The organism is Blastocatellia bacterium (assembly GCA_016713405.1).
Lineage (GTDB): Bacteria > Acidobacteriota > Blastocatellia > Chloracidobacteriales > JADJPF01 > JADJPF01.
Map to the genome: position 1 here is coordinate 554,155 of JADJPF010000003.1, position 12,112 is coordinate 566,266.

11 protein-coding genes are annotated in these 12,112 nt (G+C 33.2%); 2 read left to right on the forward strand and 9 right to left on the reverse strand.

Annotated elements, in window-relative coordinates; all coding sequences use genetic code 11:
* Positions 1-58: 58 nt before the first annotated feature.
* The 4 genes from IPK14_05855 to IPK14_05870 form a co-directional block, all read right to left on the reverse strand.
* Positions 59-1,279, reverse strand: a complete 1,221-nt coding sequence (locus IPK14_05855) for a DUF2029 domain-containing protein (protein MBK7992945.1) — start codon at positions 1,277-1,279, stop codon at positions 59-61.
* On the reverse strand, positions 1,276-2,793 hold the full coding sequence (locus tag IPK14_05860; GenBank protein ID MBK7992946.1) for a transglycosylase SLT domain-containing protein: 1,518 nt from the start codon (positions 2,791-2,793) through the stop codon (positions 1,276-1,278). The genes IPK14_05855 and IPK14_05860 overlap by 4 nt, the downstream gene beginning before the upstream one ends.
* Positions 2,794-3,090: 297 nt before the next feature.
* Positions 3,091-4,449, reverse strand: coding sequence for a protoporphyrinogen oxidase (gene hemG / locus IPK14_05865; protein MBK7992947.1), 1,359 nt, complete (start codon positions 4,447-4,449; stop codon positions 3,091-3,093).
* A 27-nt stretch (positions 4,450-4,476) separates the two neighbouring features.
* Positions 4,477-5,466: a hypothetical protein gene (locus IPK14_05870; protein MBK7992948.1), complete on the reverse strand. Its 990-nt coding sequence runs from the start codon at positions 5,464-5,466 to the stop codon at positions 4,477-4,479.
* 216 nt (positions 5,467-5,682) lie between these two features.
* On the opposite strand from IPK14_05870, the gene IPK14_05875 reads away from it, so the two are divergent.
* The gene (locus IPK14_05875) at positions 5,683-6,378 is read left to right on the forward strand and encodes a TetR/AcrR family transcriptional regulator (protein ID MBK7992949.1); all 696 of its coding nucleotides are present in this window, start codon (positions 5,683-5,685) and stop codon (positions 6,376-6,378) included.
* A gap of 39 nt (positions 6,379-6,417) precedes the next feature.
* A complete protein-coding gene (locus tag IPK14_05880) occupies positions 6,418-6,885 on the forward strand; it encodes a roadblock/LC7 domain-containing protein (GenBank protein MBK7992950.1) in 468 nt (155 codons plus the stop codon).
* 7 nt (positions 6,886-6,892) lie between these two features.
* Here IPK14_05880 and IPK14_05885 read toward each other — a convergent pair whose 3' ends face one another.
* The 5 genes from IPK14_05885 to IPK14_05905 all read right to left on the reverse strand — a co-directional run bounded on the left by IPK14_05885 (position 6,893) and on the right by IPK14_05905 (position 12,093).
* Positions 6,893-7,525, reverse strand: a complete 633-nt coding sequence (locus IPK14_05885) for a radical SAM protein (GenBank protein MBK7992951.1) — start codon at positions 7,523-7,525, stop codon at positions 6,893-6,895.
* Between the two features lie 20 nt (positions 7,526-7,545).
* Positions 7,546-9,027, reverse strand: coding sequence for a glycosyltransferase (locus IPK14_05890; GenBank protein ID MBK7992952.1), 1,482 nt, complete (start codon positions 9,025-9,027; stop codon positions 7,546-7,548).
* The gene (locus tag IPK14_05895; GenBank protein ID MBK7992953.1) at positions 9,002-10,129 is read right to left on the reverse strand and encodes a HEAT repeat domain-containing protein; all 1,128 of its coding nucleotides are present in this window, start codon (positions 10,127-10,129) and stop codon (positions 9,002-9,004) included. Before IPK14_05895 ends, IPK14_05890 begins: the two co-directional genes overlap by 26 nt.
* Before the next feature lie 181 nt (positions 10,130-10,310).
* On the reverse strand, positions 10,311-11,585 hold the full coding sequence (locus IPK14_05900) for an ankyrin repeat domain-containing protein (GenBank protein MBK7992954.1): 1,275 nt from the start codon (positions 11,583-11,585) through the stop codon (positions 10,311-10,313).
* 160 nt (positions 11,586-11,745) lie between these two features.
* Complete coding sequence (locus IPK14_05905; GenBank protein MBK7992955.1) at positions 11,746-12,093, reverse strand: Spx/MgsR family RNA polymerase-binding regulatory protein; 348 nt, start codon at positions 12,091-12,093, stop codon at positions 11,746-11,748.
* Between the last annotated feature and the right edge of the window lie 19 nt (positions 12,094-12,112).

Consider the following 12,112-nt stretch of genomic DNA (forward strand, 5'->3'; position numbering starts at 1 on the left):
TTTTTATTACTAATTCAAGTCTGAGTAGGAAATAAATATCTTAAGTACATAAAAAGTATTACTCCATATTACTAGATACTCTTAAAGATAAGAAAAATAGCATAATTGCACTTACGCAATAATAAGAGTGAGTTTCAAACCATTGGTGTAGTTGACTACCAACAATAGGTTGTATTGTTAAGCTAGTGAGAAGAAAAAAAACTAACAGCCCTATTATTGAAAAAGTTCTATCAAGTTTTGATTGGGAAAAAGTCTTTTCTCCTAGAATGGCTAAAGGTATTGTCAATAAAATAAAATGTGCCTTCCAGCTTAAATTAGAAAGTAGCAGCATTAAAGAACAGCAAGCAGCTATTTCAGCTATAATAATTTCTTGTTTTTGCTTTAGTATTTTATAACTATAGTAGCTTAGTAAGCTAATAGCTAGAACAAGAAAAATTAAACTTGTTTGATTTTTGCTTAAATCAAAGTAGTTTACATTAGGGTAATAACTAGATTCTGTGTTAGTACTAGTAAAAAGTCTTTCTATAGCACCTCTTAAAGACTGATTTCCAGCATATGCCCAGTTAAAGCCTTCTGCATTTAAGATAGTTCGTTTAAACCAGCCTATTAATAAAGGTTTAGACTGATTTCCCAACGGTATCAAAGAGATAGAGGTTAAAATTAAAAAACAAATTATTAGATGAATTAAATCTCTCCAACGACGTTTTAATACTAAGTAAAAGGCTAATAAGGCAGGGGTTATTTTAATTGCAATTGCTGTAGCTAAAGCTAGTTCACCCCACCAGGCTAAGTTTTTCTTTTTAGCTAATATCCAAAATAAAATAAGCAATGTTACTAGTATATTAACTTGTCCCCAAAGTAAATTATCTAAAATAAGTCTTGCTAAAGCAATTAATAGCAAAGAGCTAATAATAATTTGTTTATTAAGGTCAGAAGATACTAGCTTACTACTAATAAAAATTACTGATAGAGAAAATAAAATATTAAGCCAATACCAAATAGTAGCAGCTAAAGGTAGAGGGAGTATTGCTAATGGAATAAGTAAAAAAGCAAATAATGGTAAGTATAAATAAGGGGTTTTGATTGCTATTGGATGATTATAAGGGTCGCCAAAATTACATAAATTTTTTGATGCAGCATAAAAAACCGTAAAATCATTTCCATATAGGTTATCACTATAACCTGCTTTAGCTATTATATTTGTACTAAGTAGAATTGATAGTATAAGAAAAGAAGCAACAATAAAAAAGAAGGTAAATTTAGAAGGAAAGTTTTTCATAAAACAAAAGATCCGTGAACAGGTTTCTGCACGGATCTTTCAATTTTTGAGGTGTTATTTTTAACGACGACGAGCGCGGTAACTGCTCTTATACTTAGCTTTAGAGGATTTGCTCTAAGAAGATTTACCATAAGATTTCTTTTTTGTAGATGTCTAACTTTATACTGACCACCGCGGCGAGCAGAATGCTTGACATAGCGAGCTTTATAACGAGATGACATTTCATCGCCATCAGGTGAGCCAGGACGCAAATAATTTTCTACAGGTAGCTGGCTAAAAGCTACTTCAAATTCACTTAAAGAGCCTTTTGGAAGTTTTAGGGAAAAACCCTCTGATGGGGTGACACCTCTTTTTAATTCTGGGTTTAAGTCACGAATAGTTTCATAAGGGACATTAACTAATGAAGCTGCTACACGCAAATCTAAAGCAGCTGTTAAGTCAAAAGTGTCATAAGATAATTCTATTTCTGGTTCAACATTAAAACCATATTTGGCAGGATTTTTAGCAATAGTCATAACTGCTAAAATTGCAGGTACATAATTACGGGTTTCTTGTGGTAGAAGTCCTCTATCATAAACTTCCCAAAAATCAGCATATCCACAACGACCAATAGCGCGATCCATACCATTTTCACCGCAATTATAAGCTCCCATTGCGAGTAGCCAATCACCTGCAAAGAAGTTATTTAAGAATTTTAAGTAGCGGGCTGCTGCACGGGTGGCTTTTTCTGGTGCAACGCGCTCATCCATAAGAGCAGTTTGGCGTAGTCCAAAGCGTTCTCCAGTTGATGGAATAAATTGCCAAATTCCTTTTGCTGCTGCTGTTGAGAGTGCTTGAGGTGTCCAAACAGATTCTACTTGAGCTAACCAAATAATATCTAGTGGTACGCCTTCTTCTTTAAAGATTCGTTCTGCCATTGTACGATAACGACCAGAACGACGAAGGCCAATTTCCATAGTATTTCGACCTTTACCTTGAGTAAAGAAGTTAATGAATTGTACTACAGAAGGATGAGAAGTAAATTGAAAGTCAAAACCTTTAATATCAATATTTTCGCCTAAGCTAGAAACACCTTCAGAATCTAAATCTATTTTTGATAGTTCATCTAATGGGGAAGGTTCATATAATTGATAGTTAAAACCTAGGTCTGAGCTTTGGCAAGCAATTAATTGATGTTTGTAAACACGTTCTACTAATTCTAAATAAAAGGCGCGGAAGTTTTGGTCATTATGTGCGCCACTATTGGCTGTAAGCATTATGTCTACAGCATGGTCAAAAGCTAGACGAGCTTGCTCATATTGTTTGGTGGCTAATAGCTCTTCTCCCAAGCGATATTGTTGTTCAGCGGAATTAATAATTTTTTGAATTTCAGGGTTTATAGATTTTATTTCTACAGTCTTTTTTAATTGGATAGGAGAATTTGTTATGTTGTTGGTTTGAGCTAGGGAGTTTGTAGAAAATGCTCCTAGCGTCAAAAAAGTAGCACCGAACAAAAAGAGCTTCTTAAATAGCATTGCAGATTTCCCCTTATTTTGAACTTCTTAAGTTTTACTGTAAAAAAGTTGTGGCTTTAGAAGTAGTTTGACGACTACTAGCCTATGCGGTTGGGTATTCTGCTTATAACATAGCAAAATAACCTTTGTCAAACTTAAATTTGCAGGTCAGATGTCTAGTTTTCTACTAAAGTTTGCCCTAACTTTAATAAAATCAAAAAATTATTTCTAAAACACGTTTTCCAGATTTTTGGAAAATTCAAAATTTTGGAGAAATAAAAAATTCTAACAGGTAGATCTTATTAAAATGTTTTTAACTTAAGTTAGAAAATTTTTAATTGCTATAGCTAATTTAATTGCTCGGCTAACGCAATCTCCTAAAGATACACCTTGAAGATAATTACTAGCTAAATATAACCCTGGTTTACTATTAAGCTCTGATTCAATGGTGGATAATCTAGTTAAATGACCTAGAGTATATTGTGGTATTGCTTTTTGGTATTTATAGACATTAATTATTTTAGGAGTATTTTTAAGATTTAAGATAGATTTTATTTCTTGACTAACAATTTGTCCTAGTTCTTTATCTGTTAATTCTATAGCCTTTTCATCATGTGAGCCGCCAATAAAATTTGTTAAAAGTATTTCTTTATTTAGAGAGCGGTTTGGAAAAAGGCTTGAATTCCAGATAGATCCTAATAATCTAATACCTTGATTTCTTGGGACTAAAAAGCCAAAACCATTTAGATCTATTTCTAGAGGTAAACTTAAATGTACAACGGCAATAGGGGCATATTTAATTGCTAAAAGTTCATTAGCTAAAGCAGGAATATTACTTAGCCATTTTGCGGAAATATAAGCTGGTGTTGCTAGAACCACACATTTACTAATAATCTCAGTAACTACATTGTTTTGCTTATATTTAACAATATAATCTCCTTTATTTACATTTATAGATAAAATTTCACAACTAGTTTTTAAGCTATCTTTTAAGTAATTAGCTAGGGTTTGGGGCAAAGTGGCTAAACCATCAGCAAAGGAGCAAAGACGTTTAGCTATAGGCTTTTTTCCAGAAGCTTTATTATTACGTGCTGTTTTTATAGCTCCTATCAAAAGAGAACCATAATTATTTTCTAATGTTGCAAGAGTAGGAAAGCTTGCTGCTAAGCTTAGTTCTTCTGTATTTCCTGCATATATTCCCGATACAAAAGGAGCAACCAAACGATCATGGACTTGGGGGCCAAGTCTACGTTTTACAAAACTAGCTATAGATTCTTCTTTTGCTTCTTTGGGCTTACTAATTATTGGCTCGGCTAAAATACGTAATTTACCGCTTAAACTTAATAATTTAGAAGAAATTAAAGCAGGTGGGCTTAAAGGTACGGCTTGGAGTTTACCATTAAGATAAACATAGCGGGGCATTTTGGGGTTGGCAGTAACTAGCTCAGCATTTAGGTTTAGCTCAGAAATTAATTGATTAACTTCATCTGATTCTTGAAAGCTATTTGGCCCATATTCAAGTAAATAACCATTGACCCTGGAGCTATTTATTACTCCTCCCACTCTAGTATTTTGCTCTAAAATAGTTAATCTAATATTTTGTTTAGTCAATTGATAAGCAGTTACTAAACCTGTAATTCCTGCACCAACAATTACAACATCTTGATAATTGCTCATTGTATTTGTTGCTCCAATAGCTAAGTTTTAGCTGTTATTTACACTTACTTTTTCTGATAATAATTGTAGTTGTTTATCTAGCATTAGCAAAATATCTCTCATGCCTTGAATAATTTCCATAATTTCATTTGCATCTAAGGAGACTTGAGTAGGTAGAGTGGATAGATTTTCATCTTTATTAGGTCTTTCAATAACGCTTGCTAGTGCTTGATCGGCTGCTGTTATTCGCTGAATACCACCAGATTCTTGTTGACTTAAAAAGGAAGTAAGCCGGGATTGTTCTGCTAAGAAAAGATCTTGGAAAACATTGTGTAGACTAACATTTAAGGCAACTATTTCTGATAAAATTATAGGTTGGAAAAATGTATCACCTAAATCATTCTTTATTCTGCGTAGCTTTAATAAAACTTGCTTTTCTAGCATTTCACGTAGTGATCGAATGGTTAAGAGGCGTTTTCTTTCTTCTACAATTAAAGAAACTGTGGCAGTTAGTTTATCTTCTGTTAAAGTTTGCAATTGAAAAGTTGTAAAAATATTTTCTAAGTGACTTTTTAGTTCTGGAGGAGGTAGTAAAAAAGTTTCACTTTCACGGGTTTGAAAAGCTGTTCTACCTAATCTAGTAACTACAAGGTCTGTTTTGTCCCTATCTTCTGTAGATTTACTAGTTTTAGTTAAGTAAAAAGTAAGTAAATGTTCTAGGGGTAGAATAGAAAGTGAGTCTGCTTCTTCAAATAAAAGTCTTAATTTGCTAACAGGGGTTTCTGCGTCAAATTTTTCTAAAACTTGCCTCCAAACAGCAAGACGAGCATTTATATCCTGGGTCTTTTCTTCATCAAAGTTAGCTAGATTGCTATAAATATCGCTTTCTAAAAGCGATAAATCAAAAGTAAGATCTAAAGGGATTTTCTTTTCTTTGTCTAAAGTAGCAAAGATATCATTAACACTTGCTAATAACTTATAATCATTTAAGTAATTACGTGTACTTGTAGGAGATGACGAACTAATTATTTGTGTCATTATATATATGTCTCCAAATTAATAATTATTTAGGATAAGGATAACTTCTGAGTCTATTTAATTTATTGTTTATTAGCAACATCAATGGGCTAGAAGCATTTGCATACTTTGCTAGAGTTAAAATTAAAATGGAGATTGTTGCCAAGAAAACAGCTAGCGTGTATATTAGTTGAGGTTTTTAATAACATTAGAAGTGAGTTCCAAGTAGAAAAAATTATGGCCCGAACTGTTTCACCAGAAAATGAAGCCATCAGACGACAACAAATTGTCTCTGCTGCTCATAGCGTTTTTATTAAAAAAGATTTTTCCAAAGTGCGCATTGAGGATATTGCTAAACAAGCAAAATTATCTAAAGGAGCGGTACTTTATTATTTTGAAACAAAAGAAGATGTCTTTTTAGCTCTTTTTGAATGGCTTACTCAATTAGTTGCTCAACGTTTTGAAATGGCAGTAAATACTAGCAAAGATCCTTTAGTACAACTTAATAATGTAGTAGATCAAGCCTTTGATTCTGTTAAATTACATCGAGCTTTTTTCCGTATCTATCTTGATTGTTTAGGTCAGGGAAGCCGAAAAGAAGAATATGCACGGATTAATCGAGCCTTCTATCAAGCCTGTCATGAGCATTACCGTAAAATTATTGAAAATGGTCAACGTTGCGCACTATTTCGAGATATAGATATTAATGATGCCTCGCTTGTAATGCGTGCAATTATTGAAGGTCTTGGGATTCAATGGCTATTTATGGGAACAGATCAGGATTTAAAACATTATGGCAAACTAGCTAGAGAAGCTATTTTGCGCTATCACGGAATTGAACCAAGGGAGCTAGAACTAAAAAAGCTAGCTAATAAAGTAAATAATGAGGCTAAAACAGAGGAAATTATTGATATGCCCCTAGTTGTTAGCTAAAGTTAGTTAAAACAAATAAACTTAACAAAACCTCGTTTTATGCAATTAAATGCCCAGTTCTATCACGATTTATTTAATAAGCGTATTCAACAAGCATCATCCTTAATTGTAAAAGAAGGATGGGCTAGTTCTAGTAATTTAATGGAGTTAGTAAAAAAACTTCAGGAAGACGCTAATGCTAGACATGTTTTTATTATTGAGCGTAGTGGCAAAGATTCTATTTCTTATGGTGATTTAGGAAATATTCATACTACAGACCTAGTAGCTTTAATTGTAGGAAAAACTTTAGTCTGTGATGCTTTAGCAAATTTAGTTAATGGAAATAACTTTTCTGCTCTTTCTGTAGAGGGTAAACGCTGGGGCGCGCATATGTCAGCATTAGGAGAAAGGGCCATTTTAATTGTAATTTTTGACCAGCAAACAAATATTGATCGTGTAGGGCTTCGTGTAAGACGTGCAGCAAAAGAATTAGCAGAAACCTTAGCTTTAGTAAATCAGCTTATATAAGGTTTTACTAAACCCCTCTTTGGTCTGCTGCCCAAACATATTTATGTAGTTGTAGTTGAAATCTTACAGGCAAATTGTCCGTTAATATCCATTCTACTAAATCTTGAGGCTGCATTTTTCCATACACTGGAGAGGCTAAAAGGCGAAATCTTCCAAGGTTATATTTGTTGATAATGTCTTTAACCCATTCATAATCTGAACGATCAGCAATAACAAATTTAATTTCATCTTGTGGGGTTAAATGGTCTAAATTAGACCATAGGTTTTTTTCACTCTCTCTACTAGCAGGACATTTAATATCCATTATCTTAATTACTCTAGTATCTAAAACAGACACATCTCGATGTCCACCAGTTTCAATCATAACCGTATAACCTAATTCAAGTAATTGATAGGCTAGAATAGGAATATCTTTTTGTAATAAAGGCTCTCCCCCAGTAAGTTCTACTAGTTTAATAGGAAAGCTCTGTATTTTTTTTATAATTTGCTCTAAAGAAAGTTTTTTACCCCCATAAAAAGCAAATTCGCTGTCACACCAACTACAGCGCAAGTCACAACCTGTTGTGCGTACAAAAATACAGGGCAAACCAGCAAACGATGATTCCCCTTGAATACTTTGGTATATTTCTGTAATTCTCATAAATTTTATTGTAATTATTTTTAGGATAACAAAGTCCTAAAAGCTCCAAGAACACGCCAAAACTTAACAACTGGTTGATAAAAAAGACTTTCTACTAAAGAAGCTAACACTAAGTTAACTATTTCTGCTAGTGAATGTTGATATCTTAGAGAAAACTCATCTGCAATTATTCCACTTAAGCTAACTAATAATGAAAAAGTGATAAAAGCGATAAAATAAAGCACAGTTAATTCTAAAGATATAGCACCAATTAAAAAAGCTATTGGAGCTAAAATAATTCCTAATAATGTCAGTATAGGGTTAAATATTTCTAAAATAAGTAAACAAGAAGCTAAAAGAGATTGTGTTGACGTAAAATTAAATAATAACTTAATATTACTAACAATTGCTGTTAGTATGTTTGCTTGCCAGTTACTATGTGATTCAAAAGCATTTTGTGGCTCTAATAAGTTATTCTCCCAGCAAAGAACATCAGGAATATAAGAAAATCTATAGTTTTGTTTTTTAGTACTTAATAATTGCTGAAGCTTAAGATTAAGTAGTAAATCTGAAAGATCTGAAATAGAAAAACCTCCTATCTCAATTAATTCATTTTTCTTAACTAATTTAACAGCATTTTTATTAGCAGTTACTAAACAAAAATTATCTCTAATAATTAGGCTACTATGGAAAAAATGTTTTCTTTCAATAACTTGTAGGTTTTCTCTTAAAGATACATCCTCAATATTAACTCTTTTTTCTCCTAAACCAACCGTCATAATTGTTGTTGAAGGGTATTCAATAAAAGGTTTTGCTAGCAGTAGTAAAGCATCGCGTGTAAGCAAATGATTAGGCTCAATAACACATATTAAAGGAGCTTTGGCTAAATTAACCCCAATATTTAAGCAATCTGCTCTTCCTGTATAGGGCTTTTCTATTACAGTGATAATAGGGTATTTAGGGGAAGTATAAGTAGCTGTAATAGAACTAGCTGGAAGTGATCGGCGAAATATTCTATTAAGTGGTTGAAGCCCAAACTCTATTTCTAAAACCTCCATTGTATTATCTGTAGAACCATCATTAATAATTATAATTTCATAATCTGGATAATTAAGTGCTAGTAAGGCTTTGATTGTTTCTGTTAATCCATAGCCTTGGTTACGTACCCAAAGCAAAATAGAGACAGGTTGAGTTTTTGGGGAGTCAACTAAAGTAAAACGACTATTAAAACGCCGGCTAATTACATTATGCCGAGCAGTTTGTAAGGAAAATAAACTCTGTCCCAAATTAACTAAACTATTGATAATTAAATATGTTAATAGTAAAACAATTAATAAAGCTAATGCAGAGGTGAACGCTAAGATAACGTCTGATAAAGTGATTAGATAATAAACTACAAATAGAGAAAATACTAATAAAGGACTAATCAATAAGACTATGCCCAACAATTTATTGGTACTAGCTAATTGATTAGATTGAGGTTGTATTTTGGGGCTTTCAGATGTCAAACTTAGCCGCTCCATCTAACTGCAACTCCTCAAGAACTTGTTTAGCAATATCACGAGCAAAACGGTCAGGATTTAAGGTTTGGGTACGAAGTTCTGCCAAGCCATTAGTACCTAACATTGCAAGTGAATGTGCTGCATTATGGCGCACCCACCAAGCTTCATCAGTCAACGAACGAGTAAGAGCAGGAATAGATTGTTCTTGTTGTAATTGTCCAAGTGCTTTAGCCGCTACAGCGCGAACAGGCCAATCTTTGTCTGATAAACAATTTAAGATTAGATCTAACTCATCGTTAGTTTCTATTCCTACCGCAGCAATAGCACGAATAGCCCGCGCTCGCATATCAACAGAGTCATTACTTAAAAATTTTGTAGATGCTAAACGTGCTGCTCTTGCTCCTAAACGCTCACTGCCTCGATGACCAAAATCAGCAATTAACTCTAAAACTGTTTTCTGTGCAAGCTCTCTACGTTCTTTTACTGATCCAGATGCTTGTAGTAGGTCTAGTAAGGGTCGTGTTATATCTGCCTGCATATTAAGTAGTTTATCGGCTACTTGTAATACTTGCCAGCCATCTGCATCGGCAAGCGCGTAAATAATTGAGGGAACTGAACGTAAATCGCCAATGTCGGCTAATGCACATACAGCAGCTAAACGCACTTCTTTATTATCATCGCGTAGCAAAGCTGTAATAACTTCAATTGCGCTTGCACAATGAATGCGCCCTAATCTAATGGCAGCTTCAGACTTCTTTATCCAATTACCTTTTTGTAGTGTGTCAATATCTTTTTTTAAAAAACCTAATTGATCATAGGTTTCACGAATTTTGCTTATTTCTTCTTCGTAAAGTCCATTGGTATATTCTACTAAACAATCTCGCAGGCAATTTCTATCTTTTTTACTTATACTAAGCAAAGTACTAACTAAATCTTTGCTATCTATAGCTTCTAGCGAGCCAAATTGAACTATTTTTTGTTGAATTGTAGCTTGTAAACTAGCACGTAGCAGGGCGCGTCTACTTCGTTGAGCTACAGACAAATAACTATAAATCACCAAACCTAACACTAAAATGGCCCAAAGAAAAAGTAGAATTGCCAAGAAATAAAATAGCCATACCATGCACCACTCCGGGCGAAACTTTTAAATGGTTTTAAGTGCTAAAAATAACTCAGCTATGCTAACACATTTTTTTTTCTAGGGCTATGTTTGGCTAGGTTAAATATTCTACTCAAAAAAAATTAAACCGAGAAACTTTTAGTCTCTCGGTTTAATAAAGTTTTATTTTTATCAAAATAACTTTTTATTTTGCGCCAGCTTTTTTAAGCAAGCTGATTATTTCATGTTCCTGATTGTTATCTAGCTCATCTGCTCCAAATATTTCTTTAGCAATCAAGAAGGCTGTTTCACCTTCAGCATTTTTACTATTAACATCAGCACCTTTATTTAGTAGTAATTCAACAGCTTCTATATTTTCATTAGCTACAGCTATCATTAAAGCTGTAGTGCTTTCAGCGTCCTTTAAGTTAACATCAGCACCTTTATTTAATAATAATTCTAAAGTTTCTTTGTTGTCGTTATTAACAGCTATCATTAGGGCAAATTCACCATCAGCGTTTTTAGAATTAGGGTCAGCACCTTTTTCTAGCAATAATTGAACTAGCTCAAAATTATCATTTGCAACTAATTGAAGTAGAGGATAATCACCATCAGCAGTTTTAACATTAAGGTCAGCACCTTTTTCAAGTAAGAGCTTAGTAATATCAATATTTTCATTATTTAAAGCGTCAATTAACAATGTTTCACCATCAAGACTTTTACCATTAACATCAGCACCCTTTTCAAGTAAAAGTTTGGTAATATCTAAATCACTCATTGATACTGCTAAAGCTATGGCTGTGTTTCCATCATGATCTTTAGTGTTAATATCGACACCTTTTTCTAAAAGAAGTTTTACTAGGTCTAAATCGCCTTGTTGGACAGCAGAAATTAAAATTGGAGAGTTATTGCGGTCTTTAATATTTGGGTCAACACCTTTTTCTAAAAGAAGTTTGGTGATGTCTGTGCTATTAATTCTAATAGCTACAGTTAAAGGAGTATCTCCATCTTTATCTTTAATGTTGATGTCAGCACCATTTTCTATTAATAAATTGGTTACATCAATATGATCTTCTGCCACTGCATGTATAAGGGCAGTTTCTCCATTATTATTTTTGGCGTTTACTTCAATTCCCTTGTTTAAGAGTGTTTTGACTGTATCAAGATGCCCTGCAATAGAAGCAATAACTAGGGCATTATTACCTTTATTATCTTTAGCATTAAGCTCAGCACCTTTTTCAAGTAAAAATTTCACTGTGTCGCTATGCCCTTCAGATGCAGCCATTAACAAAGCAGAACGCTTATACTTGTCTCTATAATTTATATCCATCCCTTTTTCAAGTAACACTTTTACTTGGTCGGTGCGACCTGCTGCTGCTGCATTAATAAGGGCTGTTTTTTCAGCATTACTACGAGCAAAACCAGCCATCAAAGCAAAGATAATAATAAGAACGCCAAAAACTTTTTGGATTTTAGTCATAAAATGTTCCTCAAAATAAAACTTAGATTAATTATCTTATGATAATAGATTAATGGTATTTTAGATAATGTTTGGTGCTTGCTCATACGCAACTTTTTAAATATGGTTCAATAATTTCTCGGCTAAAAAATTTACCATGCTTACACTTATTACCTTACGATTATTCTATTAATTTTTGATATTCTGCAAGTGAAAATCCAAATAAAACCATATCGCCTTTAATAATAAATGGACGCTTAAAAAGATTAACTTCTTGAGCAAGTAAATTTATGGCTTCTTCTTCAGTTAAGTTTTTATCTTTTAGCCCAAGTGCTTTGTAAGGTGTGCTTTTTGGATTAATAAAACTAAAAATGTCTCGTCCGGCAACTAGCGCAGAAATTTCCACTTTTGTGAATGGTTTTTTAGCTAAATCGCGTTCTTTCATACTAACACCTGAAGTTAAGAGAAAATTTCTTGCATTTCTACAAGTGCTACAAGTCGATTTCCAATAAAACTCTATTGATGACATAAATTTACTTTCCTAAAAG